Here is a 17,726-nt window from a genome sequence, read left to right on the forward strand (position 1 = left end):
CTCGCATTCTCTCACTGTGCGCGGCCTTGCCTGGCGTCAGGAAAGCCGCATCGAACCCGTGTCGATGTAGCGCTGATGAAACGCGAATACCTCACCCAGAAGGTGCGGCGTCTGCCCGGCACCCGGTTGAGCGTCGGCGCGAGCGATGTAATCGTGGAGGAGTGGCCGGAACTCCGGGTGAGCACACTTGTCGACGATCAGGCGTGCGCGGCGCCGCGGTGACAGGCCTCGCAGATCCGCCAGCCCCCGCTCGGTGACCAACACCTGAGTGTCGTGCTCGGTGTGGTCGACGTGCGGAACCATCGGCACGATCGCCGAGATCTCACCACCTCGGGCCGTCGACGGGCTCAGGAACATGGACACGTAGCCGTTGCGGGCGAAGTCCCCCGAGCCGCCGATTCCGTTCATGATCTTCGTCCCCATGACGTGCGTCGAGTTCACGTTGCCGTAGATGTCGGCCTCGAGCATCCCGTTCATGGCGATGATTCCGAGTCTGCGCACGATCTCGGGGTGGTTGCTGATCTCCTGCGGACGGAGCGTGATGTGGTTGCGATAGAAGTCGATGTTCGCAGTCAGTTCCTCGATGCCTTCTTCGGTGAGCGCCAAAGCCGTCGACGACGCGTGCGCGACGGTGCCGTCCTTGATCAGCTTCAGCATCCCGTCCTGGATAACCTCGGAGTAGCAGGTCAAGCCGCGATACGGGCCGCGATCGAGACCTCCGAGCACCGCGTTGGCGACATTGCCGATGCCCGCCTGCAGCGGAAGCAACGTATCGGCCGGCATCCGTCCGGCGTGCACCTCGAAGTCGAAGAATTCCAGTACGTGCCCGGCGATCGCCTCGCTGACGGCGTCGGGTGCAGAGAGTGGACTCGCGCTGTCGCGGCAGTTGGTCTCGACAACGGCCACCACTTTGGTCGGGTCCACTCGGAACGTAGTCTGGCCGATCCGGTCCTCGACGCGAATGATCTCGAGCGGCTTGCGATGTGGCGGCAACGCAGTGCCGTAATAGACGTCGTGAATACCCTCCATCGCCTCGGGCACCCAGGAGTTGACTTCGAGGATGACCTTGTCGGCGACGTCGAGCCAGGTCTTGTTGTTGCCGATCGACGCGGAGGGAATCAGTTCACCTGATTCGGTGATACCGGCGACCTCGACCACCGCGACGTCGACATTGCCGTAGTAGCCCTCCCACACCTGCTGAGCCACGTGGGAGAGATGGATGTCGACGTAGTCCATGCGACCGTCGTTGATCCGGCGACGTGCGGTGGCCTCGGACTGATACGGCATGCGCAGCGCGATTCCGTCGACTTCGGCGAGCAGCCTTTCGGTCTCGGTGGACACCGAAGCGCCGGTCAGGAGATTGATCGTGAAGTTCGATCCGGTGCCGCGGGTCTGGTAAATGCGCTCGGCCAGGGCCGGAATGACAACCTTGGGTGTACCGGCGCTTGCGAAACCGCTGATCGCGACCGTGTCGCCCGGGTGAATGAACTTCACAGCGTCGGACGCGGACATCACCTTCGACGCAAAGGCTGTGGCGCGAATGCGGTTGGAGGTGGCTTTGTGTCCGGTCTCACCGAAGGTTGAACTCACGCCACCAGATTAAACAGGGCACGTCGAAGCGATTTACGGGGATAACCCAGACAGAATCACTCCGACGTGCTATGCGATCCGATCAGCTGACGACGCCGTACACGCCCTCGCCGACCAAGCTCGCGATCCGATACTTCTGGATCTTGCCCGACCCTGTCAGTGGGAACGCCTCCGCGCTGAACCATTCCTTGGGCGCCTTGTGGCGCGCCAGTCGTTCGGTGCAGAACTCGACCAGTTCGGCGGCAGTCGGTTGGTCGGACTCGTCCTTCCAGCGGATCACGGCAACCACCCGCTCACCCCACACCTCGTCGGGAACACCTACGACCGCCACATCGAGGATCTTCGGATGCGTGAAGATCACGGACTCGACCTCACGCGGATAGATGTTCTCCCCGCCGCGGATGATCATGTCCTTGAGTCGACCGGTGACCCGGACGTATCCACGTTGATCCATCGCCCCCAAGTCGCCGGTATGCAACCAACCGTCCTTGTCCACGGTGGCGGCCGAAGCCTCGGGATTGCGGAAGTACTCGGTCATGACGAGGTACCCACGAGCGCAGATCTCACCCTGTTCGCCGAGTGGGACGCTGTCCCCGGTCACGACGTCGGAGATCTTCACCTCGACCTGTGGCAACGCGAGGCCTACCGTCTCCGACTTGTCTTCGGGGGTGTCGGCCGGACTGGTCTGCGTGATCACGGGGCTGGCCTCGGTTTGTCCGTACACGATGCTGAATCCCGCACCGAATGCCGACTCCACCGTGCTGACGAGTTCGGGCGGTACCGACGATCCACCGGATACGACCACTGAGCACGCCGAGAAATCGCGGCTCGCGAAGGTGTCGTCGTTGACCATGGCGATCAGCATCGTCGGTACTCCACTGACGACGTCAGCGTGAAAGCGTTCCGCCGCATCGAGAACCGCAGTCGGATCGAAGTACTGGATCAGGCCGATGGACATTCTTCGCTGTGCGGCACCGAGAACCAGGATGCCGCATCCGGCAGTGTGGAACAGCGGCATGGCCGAGACAACCGAACCCCGTTCGGGGAATTGACCTCTCCGACTGACAAAATCGGCATTGTTGACCAATCCTCGATGATGCAGCAATGCACCCTTGGGCACACCGGTGGTTCCCGACGTGTACTGAATCTGCGCGTTGTCGTCAGGAGAGACTTCCGGCAGTGCGCCTCGCTCGCCCGTCCAACCTCGAACCTGACGATCCCAGTCTTCGAAGTTGACTGCCAGAACCTCCTGTCCTGCAATCGAAATTGCCTCGGATGCAACCGCTGCCATGTCACCGCCGCGGAACTTTCCGGCGTGGAAGAGCCCGCGGGACTGGGACTGCGACAGGACGTACGCCAGTTCCTCCTCTCCCAACGCCGGATTGGCAGTCACCAGAACCATTCCGGCGAGCGCGGCGCCGTATTGCAGAATCATCCACTCCGGAACGTTCGGAGCCCAGACGGTGATCCGATCTCCGCGATCGAACTGTGACAAGAGGTAGTGTGCGCACCCCTCCGCTTCGTCCAGTAGTTCCGCAAACGTCCACGTGCGATCGGTTTCGGCAGCCCCGGACAACGAATGCGATTGCACCGGAACTACTTCTCTGATTGCCATCAGATTCGGAGAGTCCGCGGCGCACTCTCGCAGCAGCCCGCCCACCGTTTGCTCCGCAATCGGGTCCGACATGTCAGCGGGGAAGTACGACGTTTCGAGAACACTGCTCATCTCACATCCACTTTCTATCGAGGAGGGGTGTCGGACGCGGGGAGCGGCCCGCCTCCGTCTGGAATCTTGCGCCCGGAATCGCGGTACTGCACCGCGGCGTGAAATCCGTCGCGCTCGGCAAAATCCTTGAACCAGCGCCCTTCTGGAGAGTGACGCGTAATTCCGTCGAACAGGGTTGCCAGCACCTGGGTGCCCTGCAACCCCATGTTGTCGTACGCCTGATTGATCATCATCTTCTGCATAGCCAACTGATTGAGCGGGACGCCGGCGATGCGATCCGCCAAAGCCTCCACCGCCGAGTCCAATTCCTCAGCCGGCACCGCTTCGAGCGCCAAACCCCACTCGGCCGCAGTGACACCGTCAATAGTGTCTCCCGTCAACAACATTCGCTTGGCGCGCTGGGCTCCCAGTCGGTACACCCACATCGCCGTAGTCGGACAACCCCAGACGCGTGCAGGCGGGTATCCGATGCGGGCGTCGTCGGCCATGATCAGCATGTCGCAGGACAGCGCGATGTCGCTCCCGCCTGCGATTGCGTAACCCTGAACCTTGCAGATCGTCGGCTTGAGCGATCGCCAGAGCGTGAAGAAGTCGTCGGTATTCTGCTTCATCCCCCGAAAGTCCTTGATGGGGTCCCATACCGGGCCCTGGTTCCACTTTCCGTCGAGGTCTCCTTCGGCGAATTTCTTGAGGTCGTACCCGGCACAAAACGCCTTGCCCGCACCTTGCAAGATGATCACGCGAACATCGTCGTCGTCGTTGGCTGCTGCCACTGCATTTCGAATGTCCGACGGCATCCGGTCGTCGATCGCATTGAGCCGATCGGGGCGGTTGAGCGTGATATACGCTTTACCACCCGAGGTCTCGTACTTCAGGGTCGCAAAATCCGTCATCATCGGTCCTGTCGACAGAGCACACCTCGATCGGAACGAGTTGCGCTAGTTCTGGGTGAGGAGCAGGCGAACTACGCCTGCCCATTGACTGATCGAACGACGTGCAGAGGCGTCGCTCTTCTGCACTGCCCGGGACAGCGCCAAACCACGGAGCATCAGCACCGTCAGATCTGCAATCTGCGAATAGTTCTCGGAAGCAACAATTTCGGGACCGAAAGCGTCGTGGACAACTCGCTGCAGATCCCGTCCGGCGACGCGCTCCGATTCTCGGAGAACCTCTGCCAACCCCGGATCCGTCCGAGCTGCGGACCATAGTTCGAGTTCCGCTTGAAACGGCGGCCGAGTCAACGCCGAATACAAAGCGGAGATCGAGTTCTCGATCGTGTCCACCGACGGATCCTGCCGAGACATCGCCGCTCTTACCGCCGCCTCGTTCCGCACGACGATGTTCGACACCAACGCCGCAGTCAACTCCTGCATGTTCGGAAAGTGGTGCAGCAGAGCGCCACGACTGACCCCAGCAGCGGTCTGCACCGACTGCGTCGTCAACGACGAATACCCGTCAGCAATCAGTAAATCCGTTGCTGCGTCGAGAATTCGGTGGCGTGTCGCTTCGCGCTGCACATCACGCAGGGTCACCGTCACACCTCCAGCTTCTCGAGTGGCATGGCTCACAGTTTCACAGTCCATTTAGACTGTCAATAGGTCTCGGCTCCGCGCGTACGCTCGGGGAACCCGACCCGCATACAGGATGGAGCTTCGCGTGGAGACCACTCCGCCGACCGTCTCACTGACGCTCGATGAACTTGCCTCACGAGCTGATTCCCTGATCACCGACAACCGCCGGCACATTCTCGGCATCACGGGAGCACCGGGAGCCGGAAAATCGACGGCATCACAGGCAATTGCACGGAAACTGGGTTCTCGTTGCGCCATCGTCGAGATGGACGGTTTTCATCTTGCCAATCGGGAACTCGACAAGCTGAGCAGGCGTGAGCGCAAAGGCGCTCCGGACACCTTCGACGCCGGCGGATACGCGGCTCTACTACGCCGACTCCAAGCCTCGGATACCACTGTTTACGCACCCGCCTTCGATCGCGAGATCGACGAATCAATCGGCAGTGCAACCGCCGTCGATCCACATACACCGTTGATCGTCACCGAAGGGAACTACCTCCTCCTACCGGCCGATGGGTGGCCGGAAGTGCGTGCGGCACTCGACGAGGTCTGGTATCTCGACGTTCCGGAGGCAACTCGCACGGAACGCTTGGTGAAACGCCACAGCCGCTTCGGAAAGAGTTCCGGAGCGGCTGCCGAGTGGGTGAGACGGGTGGATCAACCGAACGCCGACCTGATCAGGGCAGTCAGGTCACGTGCGGATCTGATCGTCGAGATCGTGCCTGCACCTTCTCGTCAACCAGCTCGCCATCCTGCATCACCCCGAAAATGACCGTGCGCAGGGATGAAGACGCAGTTCACGCACGCTTTTCAATGACAATACGTACGTTCGTATTGAACTCGTTTCGTTGAGGATCCTGTCAATTGTTTTTCACGTTGAAGCTCGAGAGTTGCGCAGCACCGAGCCACCGATGTACTGACGCCGAGGCAGGGACTCGCCACCATGGAACAACTCGGGCAGCATACGATCTCGGCCTGTCGATTCCTGGAAGCGTCTTGATTGCGCAGGACAGCGACGAACCTGCCCTGCTGATTTCCGATCCCACGATCACCGCACTCCATTTCTTTCCCCAAGAGCAAGCGGCATTGGCTGTGAATGCGCTGCTGACCCTGATCGACGGCGACGAACCCGCAGCACAGAGCCATGCACGTAGCGAAGTACGCGTGCGAGCAAGCACGCCAATTTCACTGACACCATGAATTCACTCGGCACCGATAGACTGATTTCCGAATTATCGTCCGTCACACGCCGAGAGGAATCAGGTCATCGCGCACCGCTCCCGCGACCGCTTGGCCGGGTACCTCGCCGTAGCACTCGCCTGTGTTCTCACTCTCCTCCTGTCTGTCAGCAGTGCGGCAGGTCTCGACCGAGAAGTCGCTCCCGTACGCATCGCCTACTCCGCAACCGCAGACACGTTCGGCGATCTGTATCTTCCAAGCGGATCCGACGGCGACCTGCCGGTCGTAGTCCTGATCCACGGTGGCGGTTGGGCTCAGAAAAGCAATCTCGAATACGCGGGCGCTTGGGCAAAAACCTTGACCCCGTATGGAATTGCGGTCTGGAACATCGAATACAGGCGTGTAGGCGGACAAGGCGGTTGGCCGACCACGCTCTCCGATACCGTTGCTGCAACCAACGCCCTGGCCGGTGTTGTTCAGGAAAGAGCTTCCGGGCGACTGGATTTGAGCCGTGTACACATCGCCGGCTACTCCGCGGGCGGACAGCTTGCCGCCTGGGTCGCGTCGCGATCACAACAGGGTGCAGACGCTCCGGAACCAGACCTCAGCGTGGCGGTTCGCTCGGCAACGATCATGGCCGGTGTCTTCGACATGACGCTCGCCGCAACCGCGGGCAAAGATCGATTTGTTCGAAATCTTCTGGGCGGCATGCCCGTCGATCATCCGGACCGTTACCGCATCGCATCACCGATCGAACACCTCCCCACCGGTCTTCCTGTCACGGCGATCCACGGACTCGGTGACAAGGTCGTGTCGATCGAACAGAGCCGACGCTATGCCCGTGCCGCCCGAGCAGCAGGCGATGTGGTCGATCTGATCGAACTACCCGGCGTCGGCCACGGCGAATTCGGGAACCCGACAACCAACGCCTGGGCTATCACCAAGCAAGCAATAATCGACCACGTAAACGCCTCTTGAGCAGGTAAAAGCACCCCTTGTGATCACGATCGCCCGATAAGGAATTAGCTGAAAGCGCATCGATGACGTACGGTGGGGTTATCAGAGGGCAGCCGTCAGTCAGGCAGCCGGTCGCTTCGCCCGGAACAACAGTTCCAGTATTCGTTCCAGGGGCAGACTTCCAGTTCCGTGCAAATCCGCGCCTTTGATCACTACGCACTTTCATCAGTCCCGCAGATTGTTGACCAGGCCGAAGGCTCCGACGGGGTCCGCCGCCAATCGCGTACCGACTGCACCAGTATCAACTTGCGCTACACACCGCACAGGTCCAAAACCTGCGTGGTTCAAAGGAATACCTTGATCAACACCATGATTCACCCCGACAACACGAACAACCAGACGAACAGCAACACGACAAACGGTCTACGGATCCCGACAACTTCGGGCCGGATCCGCGAGCGTGGGATCGAAATCGTCTGCACCCTCTACCGTTGCAGCACCGACGAAGCTGCCGACCTGCTGGTCCGACATTCTCAGACCAACAACCTCAAGGTCGCCAGCCTGATCAAGGCGCTTGTCGCCCTGATCGACGAAGACACGTCCGGCACCGGATATGGAAGCAACAATGCGTTGGCGTCTCACTTCTGGCTGCGTGAGATCAGGAATCTCAGCCAGGCACACCGACGCAGCGATCACTTTCATCGCCATCTCGTCGGCGCGTAACCGGCGCTGAACGACAACTGAGCTGAAACGACAACTGGGGCAGTACACGTTTTCCGTGTACTGCCCCAGCGTCGTGTCTGCAGTTGTCAGGCGGAAGCCGATTCTCGGTAGTCAGGCGGAAGCCGATTCTCGGTAGTCAGGCGGAAGCCGATTCCTTGTTCAGGCCCTGCGGTACACCGTCGGTATCGGTCGCCTCGTCCACATGCTGCGGAGCGAAGAGCAAGCAGACGATGCTCAGGATGCACATGCCGATCAGCAGTGCGATGACCGGCCAGATGCTGCCGGTGGCCTTGTACATCAGCGTCGACACCAGCGGTGACAATCCGCCGAAGATAGCGCCGGCACCCTGGTACGCCAACGAGATGCTCGTGTAGCGCGCCTGCGGCTTGAACATCTGCGACAGAACAGCTGCAATCGGGCCGTACGTGGCAGCCAGCACCAGTCGCATGACAGCGAAGGTCAGGAAGATCAGGAACACGGATCCGGACTTCAGCACCAAGAACTGCGGTGCGGCGAGTATTGCGACCGCGGCAAGACCCCAGATGACGACGCGGACGCGTCCCACCTTGTCGCCGAGCCACGCCACTCCGAGAGTCGCGATCAACTCGACCACCGCCGCGACACTGAGCGCGTTGAGAATCAACGTCTCGGACAAACCGACATCGGGGTCGGTTGCGTACGCCGTGATGAAAGTCGTCACGAGGTAGTAGCCGCCGACTGCGACGGGCAGAATGCCGATGCCCAGGATGATCGGGCGCCAGTTGGTCACCAGCGCGTACTTGAGCGGCAGCATTTCCGGTACGTCCGCGGACTTCACCTCGGACTCGAAAACCGGGGACTCTTCGACCTTCAGGCGAACGACCAAGCCGACGAGAATCAGCAGCGCCGAGCAGAGGAACGGCAGACGCCAAGCCCACTCGCGCAGTGCGTCATCGCCGAAAGTGGAGAGAATGCTGAAGAAACCGGTGGCCAGAAGCGCGCCGGCCGGGTTGCCCAGCTGGGCGAATCCGCCGTAGAAGGTCTTCTTGTCCTCGGGAGCATGCTCGACGGCCATCAAGACGGCACCGCCCCATTCGCCGCCGACGGCAAAGCCCTGGACGAAGCGAAGAACAACCAGGAGCAACGGCGCCCAGAATCCGATCGACGCGTAGGTGGGCAACATGCCGATGAGGAACGTGCCTGCGCCCATCAGCGTCAAAGTCACGACAAGTGCGGTGCGCCTGCCCATCTTGTCACCGACATGGCCGAACACGATTCCGCCGAGCGGGCGAGCGAAGAAGCCGACGGCGTACGTCGCGAACGCCGCCGCAACACCGGTCAGGCGGTCGGTTCCGGGTGGGAAGAAGATGTCACCGAACACCAGCGCGGCCGCCGTGGCATATACGTAGAAGTCGTACCACTCGATAGTTGTACCGACGAAGGCTGCAAATCCCGCCTTGCGAGCCTTCACGATCTGTTGCTCTCGGTTCATTACTTTTCCTCGGTGGTCGAAGTGCTCGACAATAGGTGGTTATGACCTGAATGTGCGAGTTCGCCGTCGATCCAGGTCTCCCGGACATCGATCTGCGCAATCGCGTCGGCCGGAACCTCGAGAGGATCCGCGCCCAGAATCACGAAGTCGGCCCGCTTGCCGACCGAGATGCTGCCCAGTTCCGCTTCACGGCCCAGCGCACGCGCACCATTGAGCGTGTGAGCCTGCAATGCCTGGTCAGCAGTGATACGGAGTGCATCGGAGCCGAGCTGATGGCCCTGACGCGTCACACGAGTGACGGCTGCCTGAATTGCCTCGAGCGGCTTGGGCTCTGCGACGGGAGCGTCGGAGCTGATGGTCACGGGGACCTCGGCAGCGATGAACTCACCGAGCGGGTTGAACCGCTCACCCGGAGTACCGATCGCAGCGGTGACGCCCTCGCCCCAGTTGTAGTAGTGCTGCGGCTGGTTCACCGGGTAGACACCGGCCAGGTTCATCCGGGCGATCTGCTCGGCCGTCGGCAGTCCGCAATGCTCGATGCGGTGACGCGCGTCGGTGTCGGGATGAGCCTTCTGCGCAGCTTCGATGGCATCGAGCACCATGTCGATGGCCGTCGGCGACTGAGCGTGCGTCGCGGTCTGCAGACCCACCGAGTGCGCCTTGGCAATCAGCTCCGAGTAGTCCGCCGGCTCGTGGTAGAGCTGCCCGGTGCGGCACGGGTCACCCACGTAACCGTCGGGGAAGTATGCGGTCCAGCCACCGAGAGTGCCGTCGGCGTAGAACTTGATGCCGCCGAACGCGAGCCGCGAATTGCCGAAGGCGCCGTGCATTCCCGTGTCGATGACGTGATCGAGGAGGTGGCTGAGCATGTACATGGAGACCCGGGTCTTGAGCTGATCCTGCTCGGCCAGACGCAGGTACATGTCGAATTCACGACGGGTCACCTGGCAGTCACCGATGGTGGTGACGCCACCGGCCAGGAACTTGTCCTGAGCGACCGACAGCTGGCGGAGGTGCTCTTCGGGCTCGTCCTCGAGATGGAAGTTGGGTCCGTGATGACCAACCTTCACTCCGTTGACGCCGGTGAGGATGTTGCACGCGGCGTCGGACAGCTCGCCCGTCAGCTCGCCGTCTGAATCTCGGAAAAACTCTCCACCGGCCGGGCTCTCGGTGTTCGCATCGATGCCGTGCTTGTCGAAAGTGAAGGAGTTGACGACGCCGCCGTGACCGCTCGCGTTCATGAGGTAGACCTCGCGATCGGTGGCGACCTGGTCGAGCTCTTCTTTGAGCGGATGACGCCCTTCGATCAGGTTGCGGTGCTCGTAGCCATATCCGCGAATCGGGACACCCGCGGGCGCTGTGAGTGCCGCTTCCTGAAGCAGCGCAATGATTCCGGGGATCGAGTGAGCCTTCTCCGGACCGCAGTCCACCCAGCTGAGCATCTGCCCGTACATCAGCGGGTGTGCGTGCGGATCGACGAATCCGGGGACGACGGTGGCACCCGCGAGTTCGACCACCGCGATCGTGCGAGTGCTCAGGCGACGCGCCTCGGTGCGGCATTCCTCGAGTGTTCCCACCGCTGCAAAGCGGTTTCCGAACACCAAGAACGCTTCGGCTCCCGCCGTGCTGTCGTCAACGGTGTGAATCTTGGCGCCGGTGAAGATCGTGGCGGTGGCGTCGAGCGGCGAGGCTTCGTGCGTGTGCAACTTGCGCATGGTGGGTCCTTCGTCGAGATGGTGGTACGCGTGGTGGTGCAGGTCACTGCGTGTTGAGCGAAAACTACGCCCTGACCTGGAGCGATGCAATGCATCAAAGTTTCAGACCAGGCGGTATACAACTTTTTTGTAGTGGTTTTCGAGCATTTCTGCACTTATTCGCATCCTCCATGGCCGCATGCGACTGTTCTAATAGGAAGCGAGTACAGAAAAATCTCTGGAAAAGTTGGGACATTCATGACCGTCGATCTCGATTCCAAGCTCATTGCCGCACTTCAGCGCAATGGGCGAGCGACGTACCGCGAACTGTCCGCGGCGGTCGACGCACCACGCGCGGCGGTGTCCACCAGAGTCCAGGCACTGCTCGACTCGGGAACGGTGTCGGTGGTTGCCGTCGCACACCCCGAACTTCTCGGACTGAAGGCACTCGCGCACGTCTCGATCGCAGTGTCCGGACCGATGACTCCGGTGCTGAACGCGTTGATCGAATCCGAGGCCGCCGTGTACATCTCGGCAGTCAGCGGGCAATACAACGTGATTGCCGAACTTCGGGTGCCCAGTCACGACGATCTGTACCGCGCCATCGCCGAACTCCGCTCACAGCGTGGCGTTCGATCCGTGAGCACGCTGGTCTATGTCGACGTCATCAAGGGAATCTTCATGCCCGAGACCGCTTTACAAGCCGACATCCGACTCGATTCGACGGACGTCGCCTTGATCGAACTACTCGAGCGCAACGGGCGCATGCCATTTCTCGAGCTGGCCGAACACACCGGTCTGTCGCCGAGTGCCGTACGCAACCGCGTCAATCACCTGATCGCGAGCACGGCACTTCGCGTCGGAGCCGTCGTCAAGCGGCGAGGCGGTGGCCGAACATTGGCGATGGGCATCGGCGTCAACCTGGGCTCACGGGACGACAACGCCGTGTCGGAGATCGAGTCGCTGCCCGGAATCGAATTTCTCGCCCGAACCCTGGGGCGGTACGACGTGATCGCGACCGTTGCCGCCAACTCCTCCAACGACCTTCATGCCCTGTCCGAGCGAATCCGCGGAATCGACGGTGTCAGCGGCTTGGAATCCTGGGCGCACCTCGAGGTTTTCAAGGAGCACTACGCCCGCAGCCTGGATGTACGCGGGTAGACGGCAAGTCAGGATAGATAGAGAGTCATTGACCCACTTGACCGAGCGCGCTAACCTCGAACAAGTCATTGACCCACTCACCAGAGGTGGCATACATGTCCGATTCCGGACGCAAGGTAGACACCGTCGCCGCGACGATCGAGGAGGCCATCGCGTCCGGCCGATGGCCCGTCGGATCAAAACTCCCACCGGAGACCGCACTGGTCGAGGAATTGGGAGTCGCCCGAAACACCATGCGCGAAGCAGTGCGGGCGCTTGCACATGCCGGAGTTCTGTCCGCTCGTCACGGCGGCGGCGTATACGTCACGGCGGCGTCGCCGGTCGAAGGACTACTCGGGCGACGACTCGCCAGAGGTGACGTCCTCGACGTACTGAGCTTGCGACGCGGACTCGAGGTCGAAGCCGCGCGACTCGCAGCGCAGCGCCGCACCCCCGAAGACCTCGCGCGGATCCACGCAGCCTGGAACGCCCACCCCGATCACACCGGCGGGTTCGGCACTACCGAAGCCGGGATGGCCCTGCACCTTTCGATCGTCGAGGCGTCACACAATTCCGCGCTGATCGATGTCTATCGGGGAGTTCTTGCCGCCGTGGCGGATTCACTGTCCGCCGTGAGCGTCGGTCCGGGATTCCACGTCGACGAGCATCGACCCTTGATCGCAGCCATCGAAGAACGCAACCCCGATGAAGCAGCGCGCGCGGCAGGCGCAGCGCTCGATACGGTCATCGACGCAGTCGAGAGTAGCTTGTCGTGAATCGGGGAAACTGGAACGGTGCCACGTATTCAACTCTTGCCGAACAACTCTCACCGGCATCGATGGAGGCACTGCGTTCGATCGGACACGTGAACACGGTGTACGACGTCTGCGCCGGAACCGGGAACTTCGCACTACCGGCGGCCCAGTCCGGCATGACGGTCGACGCACTCGACCTCTCCGCCGGCCAGCTCGAGGTCGCGCGCGAACGCTGGATTCCCCGCCCCGGTACCACCGAACCCACCTTCACGATTGGCGATGCACAATCGTTGCCGTGGCCGGATTCGAGCGCCGACGCCTGCGTCAGCATCTTCGGGATCATCTTCTGTCCCGACCCCGCGATCGCTCTCGCAGAAATGATGCGGGTGACCCGGCCAGGCGGAAAGATCTGCGTCGCAACGTGGACGGAAAACGGGTGGGCAGCAGCACTCCGCAGAGAAGCGGCCTCAGCATGGCAAGACATCACACCACTGCCGACCACATGGCCGAACTCCAGCGAATTCGAGCAGGCAGCAGCGGGATTGGAATCGGTGAGCTCGGCCTCTCACTTGCTCGAGTGGCACCTACCAGCCGGGTCGGATCCCGTCGAGGAACTGTGCGACCAGGCGCCGGCCTTGAAGAACTTTCGCGCGGCAGTCAGAGAAACAGGAAGCTGGGCTTCGATGTCAGCGCACCTACGCTCGACGCTTGCGCCCTATCTCAGGTCGAGCGCGACCGGACCCATCGCCACCAGTGACTACGTCCTGCACGTCGGCACCGTCCCGAACCCCAGGACCGCGCCCCTTCGAACGCGCGGGTAACCCGTGGGGCCGGATACGGTCTCTTCACCGTCCACCGACCCGAAGAGGCCCGCTCGATGTCAGAATCGAACTCCCTGCCCGAATCGAAACAAGCATCGACGCAAGCGTCGAAACACACCCTGTCCATGACCGTCCTCATGACACCGGACATGTCCAATTTCTCGGGCAACGTGCACGGCGGAACGATTCTGAAGTTCCTCGACCAGGTTGCCTACGCGTGCGCGAGTCGATACGCCCAGACGTACGTCGTGACCCTGTCCGTGGATCGTGTGGTGTTCCGCGAACCGGTGCACGTCGGCGAACTTGTCACCTTCACCGCTTCCGTCAATTACACCGGACGCACGTCGATGGAAATCGGAATACGCGTCGAAACCGAAGACATTCTTCTCGGAAAATCTCGACATACCAACAGTTGCTACTTCACGATGGTGGCAATGGGCAGCGACGGAAAACCCGCTGAGGTACCCCAACTCCGACCGACCGGAACAATCGCGAGGCAACGGTTCGAGGCGGGTCGAAGGCGTCGTGAGCTGCGAAGAGAGAACGAGCGTCGGGAACAGTCTATCCGGGCCGCAGTTCGGGACTTAACGCCCGAACACGATGACTAAATCTTGTAACAATTAAGTTATAACTTAATGCATTAAACTGTTCGGTGTGACTTCGAAAGCGCAGGAAAAATATGACGTCGTGATTGTCGGCGCGAGCATCGCTGGATGCGCCGCCGCAATCATGTACGCCCAGCAAGGTCTGCGAATAGCGCTTCTCGACGCTCGCTCCGACGCCCGGGCCCACAAGGTTCTGTGTACTCACCATCTACAACCGTGCGGCGCCCCGATTCTGCAAAGGCTCGGCGCTACGGAAAAACTGCTCGCCCTGGGAATGGTGAAAACCGTTCCGAAGTTCTGGACCCCGTGGGGATGGATCACCCCGGACGCCACAGACGTCTCGTCGCCACCTGGATTCAACATCCGAAGGGAGACGCTCGACCCGCTCCTGCGGCAACTCGCGAACGACTACCCGAACGTCGACCTTCTTCTCGGACATCGCGTTTCCGGGCTGCTGACCAAGAACGGCACCACGGCCGGCGTGTACGGAACCGCAGAGGGCTCGGCTTTCACTCTCGAAGCGAGCTTGACCGTCGGAGCGGACGGCAAGGATTCGACAGTCGCGCGATCCGCGCGATGCGACTCGGAGACCGTGACAAACGGTCGCTTCAGCTACTTCGCCCAACTCTCCGGACTCGAACGACCCGACGGAGAATCCTCACTGTCGTGGTTCATGGATCCCGACGTCGCCTATCTGCTCCCCAACGACGGCGGAATCAGCGTGCTGGTCGTCTTCCCCGCCCTCGACAAGCTCGGCTCGTTCACTGACGACCTGCCTACCGCTTTCCTCGAATACGTCAACGCACTACCCGGCGCTCCGCTGATACTTCGCGAGCACATCGTAGGGAAGATCGTTGGTACCAAACACTTCTCCACAACCCTCACCGAACCGGTAGGTAACGGGTTCGCACTCATCGGCGACGCCGCGGCGACCAACGACCCGTTGTGGGGCATCGGATGCTCATGGGCACTCGAGACCGCGCAGATGCTGGTCGACGCAACCGCGCGGATGCTGATGGAGACGACGGCACACACACTCGATTCACATCGAAACGTGAACGCTGCATTGACCGAATACCGCAGTGCCAGAGCGAGTATGACGAGTCACATCGACTACATGAGCGGTTACGCCGGTGGGCGAAAGTTCACCGTATTCGAACGCCTGCTCATCTCCGCAGCCACCCATGACCAAGACGAAGCCCAAAGGTTCTACTTGTTCGGTTCCCGGTTGATACCCGCCGAGCAGTATCTCTCGGCTCGCTCGGTCGCTCGGGCAGCACAAAAACATCTCAGGCACCGTCTGCGTCGTAGATCTGTGGCCGGGACGTAATCTGCCAAGCGTTTTTTCGGCGCCGGCAATGGGGAACCCTCCGATCGCAACCGAGCCGGAGGAGCGACCATGCGTGCACACATCGCCATTCCGAGTGAATCGACTTGTCACAGGTACGTAGTCGCTGTCGCCAGCTCCACCTTCGCCGAGTCGGTGATCTGGTGCGACGGTCCCGCGTTCGACGCGGTGATCGTGCTGGGCAGCGAAATTCCGCAGCACAGCGGCCACCGAGCGGTACTCGCCTGGAATCACTACTTCGGGTGGGCTCTTGGCGTGGAAACCACACCGGATACGTCATTCGCCGTTGTCGAATGCCTCGGTATCGGGAGAATGCCGGATCCGGAACTGTGCGCCGACCGCGCCGTCGAGTTGATTGCCCAGGCAGGTAGTTAAGGAACTCGTCGCGCGGCGCTCAGTCCCGCGGGCATAAGATCGAGCGCGAGTTTCGCACGCCCGACGAAAGAGAGCCCGACATGGACCCGCTGAGCAGGCCTGCCGGTCAGCTGGCTCTCGAGAACGAACCAGACGGCAGGGCGACTTTGCGGGCGCGTCAAACACCCCGCACTGAGCGTCGCAAGATCGGGAAGGGCCTGCGCAAGCGAGTGGCACGATCGTCGCTCGGTGATTGGACGCCACCACCCACCCGCCGTGATCCGGTCGATCAGGTCAACACAGCACACGAGGGAAGACTCGACTGGTTGGTTCCGATCCGTGTGGGCCGCATGGTCGCTTCACCGTACGGATTCCTTCGCGGTACTGCCGGTTTGATGGCCGAGGACATGGCCCACCTCCCGTCCACCAGCATCACACCCGTCATCTGCGGAGATGCGCACGTCGGAAACTTCGGGTTCTACGGATCCCCGGAACGCGAACTTGTCATAGACCTCAACGATTTCGACGAAGCGCATCCCGGCCCCTGGGAATGGGATCTGAGAAGGCTGGCCGCGAGCATCTGGGTGGCCGGTCGGCAGAACGGTCTCACCGAAGCTCAGTGTGAAACAGCAACAACCTCGTGTGTGTCCGCATATCGCCTCCACCTGGCAAAGCTGTCCGAGCGTCCACTGTTCGATCGTTCCTTCGACCGGGTCGACCTAGACGGACTCACCGATCACGTCACCGATCCCGGATTGCTGGCCGAGATCCGCCGCGCCGCGGAGCGGGCACGACGGCGTACGAGCGATCACGCGGTTCCCCGGTTCACCGTCGAGGATCACGGCCGACGCCAGCTACTCGAGAACCCACCGCTCACAACGCGACTCACCCCACAGGACACCGACTTCCTCCTGGAGGGTCTCGACGAATATCTCGAAACCCTTGCACCACACTGGCGTCGAGTTGTCTCGGGATACAACGTCATCGACGTGGCGCACCGAGTCGTCGGAGTCGGAAGCGTCGCCCTGCGAGCCTATGTCGCTCTGTGCGAAGGGAGTATCCCGGACGACGTCATCTTCTTGCAGCTCAAACAGGCTCGCAGATCCGTAGTTGCACCCTTCGTCCACGGTGACTCGGCCTGGCACGACCACCAAGGACGGCGCGTCGCGGAATACCAACAAGCACTCCAGACGGTCAGCGATCCGCTACTCGGTTGGTGCACCGTCGACGACCGTCAGTATTACGTCCGTCAGTTCCGGAACATGAAAGGCTCTGTGGACCTGAACAATATCGACGCAGCAGCGTTGACCGACTATGTCGCGATCTGCGGTCGCCTCCTGGCGAAGGGACACGCCCGAACCAGTGGCGCGTCACTGATTTCCGGTTACCTGGGAACCTCGGACGCGGTCGATACCGCCCTCACCCGGTTTGCTCGGCTCTACGCCGATCAGACCGAACGTGACCACGACGCCCTGTGCCGAGCGGTATCTGCCGGCACGATCGCCGCGGAGCCGGGAATCTGATCCCTCACGCCGCGACGATCCTGCCCTGCTCGAATTTCACTCCACCCCAGATTCCGGTCTGGCCGGTGGCAGAAGCGAATTCACGACATGAATCCGCAATCGGGCACCTGCTGCACACGTCGGTCGCGTAGTCGTACCCCTCGGACGGAAAAGGAAACCAGCGGTCCGGCTCCGGATCCCCTCTGCACTCCGCATGCCACCAGGTCCGGTCGTCCGAAATCGGCAGAAGCTCAGCCAGATTCGAGATCTCGTCTGCGTGCATCACTTGC

The 17,726-nt window shown here is 61.5% G+C and carries 18 protein-coding genes; 11 read left to right on the forward strand and 7 right to left on the reverse strand.

The window, feature by feature from the left end:
• Nucleotides 1–36 precede the first annotated feature (36 nt).
• The 4 genes from scpC to QM716_RS21750 form a co-directional block, all read right to left on the reverse strand.
• Nucleotides 37–1,590, reverse strand: coding sequence for a succinyl-CoA:acetate CoA-transferase ScpC (gene scpC, locus QM716_RS21735; protein ID WP_283306186.1), 1,554 nt, complete (start codon nt 1,588–1,590; stop codon nt 37–39).
• Between the two features lie 82 nt (nt 1,591–1,672).
• Nucleotides 1,673–3,316: an AMP-binding protein gene (locus tag QM716_RS21740; RefSeq protein ID WP_283306187.1), complete on the reverse strand. Its 1,644-nt coding sequence runs from the start codon at nt 3,314–3,316 to the stop codon at nt 1,673–1,675.
• 14 nt (nt 3,317–3,330) lie between these two features.
• Nucleotides 3,331–4,209, reverse strand: coding sequence for a crotonase/enoyl-CoA hydratase family protein (locus tag QM716_RS21745; protein WP_283306188.1), 879 nt, complete (start codon nt 4,207–4,209; stop codon nt 3,331–3,333).
• A 45-nt stretch (nt 4,210–4,254) separates the two neighbouring features.
• The gene (locus tag QM716_RS21750) at nt 4,255–4,848 is read right to left on the reverse strand and encodes a TetR/AcrR family transcriptional regulator (protein WP_283306189.1); all 594 of its coding nucleotides are present in this window, start codon (nt 4,846–4,848) and stop codon (nt 4,255–4,257) included.
• 124 nt (nt 4,849–4,972) lie between these two features.
• On the opposite strand from QM716_RS21750, the gene QM716_RS21755 reads away from it, so the two are divergent.
• The 4 genes from QM716_RS21755 to QM716_RS21770 all read left to right on the forward strand — a co-directional run bounded on the left by QM716_RS21755 (nt 4,973) and on the right by QM716_RS21770 (nt 7,746).
• Entirely contained in the window at nt 4,973–5,659 is a 687-nt protein-coding gene (locus QM716_RS21755; RefSeq protein ID WP_283306190.1) for a nucleoside/nucleotide kinase family protein, read from the forward strand.
• Between the two features lie 104 nt (nt 5,660–5,763).
• A complete protein-coding gene (locus QM716_RS21760; RefSeq protein WP_283306440.1) occupies nt 5,764–6,087 on the forward strand; it encodes a substrate-binding domain-containing protein in 324 nt (107 codons plus the stop codon).
• A gap of 90 nt (nt 6,088–6,177) precedes the next feature.
• Entirely contained in the window at nt 6,178–7,044 is an 867-nt protein-coding gene (locus QM716_RS21765) for an alpha/beta hydrolase family protein (protein WP_283306191.1), read from the forward strand.
• Nucleotides 7,045–7,380: 336 nt separating this feature from the next.
• Nucleotides 7,381–7,746 (forward strand): antar domain protein, encoded by a 366-nt coding sequence (locus QM716_RS21770; protein ID WP_283306193.1) that lies wholly within the window; start codon nt 7,381–7,383, stop codon nt 7,744–7,746.
• A 136-nt stretch (nt 7,747–7,882) separates the two neighbouring features.
• Here QM716_RS21770 and QM716_RS21775 read toward each other — a convergent pair whose 3' ends face one another.
• Entirely contained in the window at nt 7,883–9,217 is a 1,335-nt protein-coding gene (locus QM716_RS21775; RefSeq protein WP_283306194.1) for an MFS transporter, read from the reverse strand.
• Nucleotides 9,217–10,932, reverse strand: coding sequence for an amidohydrolase (locus tag QM716_RS21780; RefSeq protein ID WP_283306195.1), 1,716 nt, complete (start codon nt 10,930–10,932; stop codon nt 9,217–9,219). The genes QM716_RS21775 and QM716_RS21780 overlap by 1 nt, the downstream gene beginning before the upstream one ends.
• Nucleotides 10,933–11,169: 237 nt before the next feature.
• On the opposite strand from QM716_RS21780, the gene QM716_RS21785 reads away from it, so the two are divergent.
• The 7 genes from QM716_RS21785 (at nt 11,170) to QM716_RS21815 (ending at nt 17,457) form a co-directional block, all read left to right on the forward strand.
• A complete protein-coding gene (locus QM716_RS21785) occupies nt 11,170–12,072 on the forward strand; it encodes an Lrp/AsnC family transcriptional regulator (protein ID WP_283306196.1) in 903 nt (300 codons plus the stop codon).
• A 95-nt stretch (nt 12,073–12,167) separates the two neighbouring features.
• The gene (locus tag QM716_RS21790) at nt 12,168–12,827 is read left to right on the forward strand and encodes a FadR/GntR family transcriptional regulator (protein WP_283306197.1); all 660 of its coding nucleotides are present in this window, start codon (nt 12,168–12,170) and stop codon (nt 12,825–12,827) included.
• A complete protein-coding gene (locus QM716_RS21795) occupies nt 12,824–13,627 on the forward strand; it encodes a class I SAM-dependent methyltransferase (RefSeq protein ID WP_283306198.1) in 804 nt (267 codons plus the stop codon). Before QM716_RS21790 ends, QM716_RS21795 begins: the two co-directional genes overlap by 4 nt.
• 56 nt (nt 13,628–13,683) lie before the next feature.
• Entirely contained in the window at nt 13,684–14,235 is a 552-nt protein-coding gene (locus QM716_RS21800) for an acyl-CoA thioesterase (protein WP_283306199.1), read from the forward strand.
• A gap of 46 nt (nt 14,236–14,281) precedes the next feature.
• On the forward strand, nt 14,282–15,562 hold the full coding sequence (locus QM716_RS21805) for an NAD(P)/FAD-dependent oxidoreductase (RefSeq protein ID WP_283306200.1): 1,281 nt from the start codon (nt 14,282–14,284) through the stop codon (nt 15,560–15,562).
• 69 nt (nt 15,563–15,631) lie between these two features.
• The gene (locus QM716_RS21810) at nt 15,632–15,955 is read left to right on the forward strand and encodes a DUF6292 family protein (protein WP_283306201.1); all 324 of its coding nucleotides are present in this window, start codon (nt 15,632–15,634) and stop codon (nt 15,953–15,955) included.
• 80 nt (nt 15,956–16,035) lie between these two features.
• Nucleotides 16,036–17,457 carry a DUF2252 domain-containing protein gene (locus QM716_RS21815; RefSeq protein ID WP_283306202.1) on the forward strand — a complete coding sequence of 474 codons (1,422 nt, stop codon included), beginning with the start codon at nt 16,036–16,038 and terminating at the stop codon, nt 17,455–17,457.
• A gap of 4 nt (nt 17,458–17,461) precedes the next feature.
• On the opposite strand, the gene QM716_RS21820 is transcribed toward QM716_RS21815, so the two are convergent.
• Complete coding sequence (locus QM716_RS21820; protein WP_283306203.1) at nt 17,462–17,719, reverse strand: WhiB family transcriptional regulator; 258 nt, start codon at nt 17,717–17,719, stop codon at nt 17,462–17,464.
• Nucleotides 17,720–17,726 lie beyond the last annotated feature (7 nt).

The organism is Rhodococcus sp. IEGM 1409 (assembly GCF_030056735.1).
Taxonomy (GTDB): Bacteria; Actinomycetota; Actinomycetes; order Mycobacteriales; family Mycobacteriaceae; genus Rhodococcus_F.

Bases quoted from the DNA above. Each gene is read 5' to 3' on its own strand.
- QM716_RS21810 (WP_283306201.1), top strand. From the start codon at position 15,632: ATGCGTGCACACATCGCCATTCCGAGTGAATCGACTTGTCACAGGTAC.
- QM716_RS21790 (WP_283306197.1), top strand. From the start codon at position 12,168: ATGTCCGATTCCGGACGCAAGGTAGACACCGTCGCCGCGACGATCGAG.
- QM716_RS21780 (WP_283306195.1), bottom strand. From the start codon at position 10,932: ATGCGCAAGTTGCACACGCACGAAGCCTCGCCGCTCGACGCCACCGCC.
- QM716_RS21815 (WP_283306202.1), top strand. From the start codon at position 16,036: ATGGACCCGCTGAGCAGGCCTGCCGGTCAGCTGGCTCTCGAGAACGAA.
- QM716_RS21740 (WP_283306187.1), bottom strand. From the start codon at position 3,316: ATGAGCAGTGTTCTCGAAACGTCGTACTTCCCCGCTGACATGTCGGAC.
- QM716_RS21745 (WP_283306188.1), bottom strand. From the start codon at position 4,209: ATGACGGATTTTGCGACCCTGAAGTACGAGACCTCGGGTGGTAAAGCG.
- QM716_RS21800 (WP_283306199.1), top strand. From the start codon at position 13,684: ATGTCAGAATCGAACTCCCTGCCCGAATCGAAACAAGCATCGACGCAA.
- QM716_RS21775 (WP_283306194.1), bottom strand. From the start codon at position 9,217: ATGAACCGAGAGCAACAGATCGTGAAGGCTCGCAAGGCGGGATTTGCA.
- QM716_RS21820 (WP_283306203.1), bottom strand. From the start codon at position 17,719: ATGCACGCAGACGAGATCTCGAATCTGGCTGAGCTTCTGCCGATTTCG.
- QM716_RS21785 (WP_283306196.1), top strand. From the start codon at position 11,170: ATGACCGTCGATCTCGATTCCAAGCTCATTGCCGCACTTCAGCGCAAT.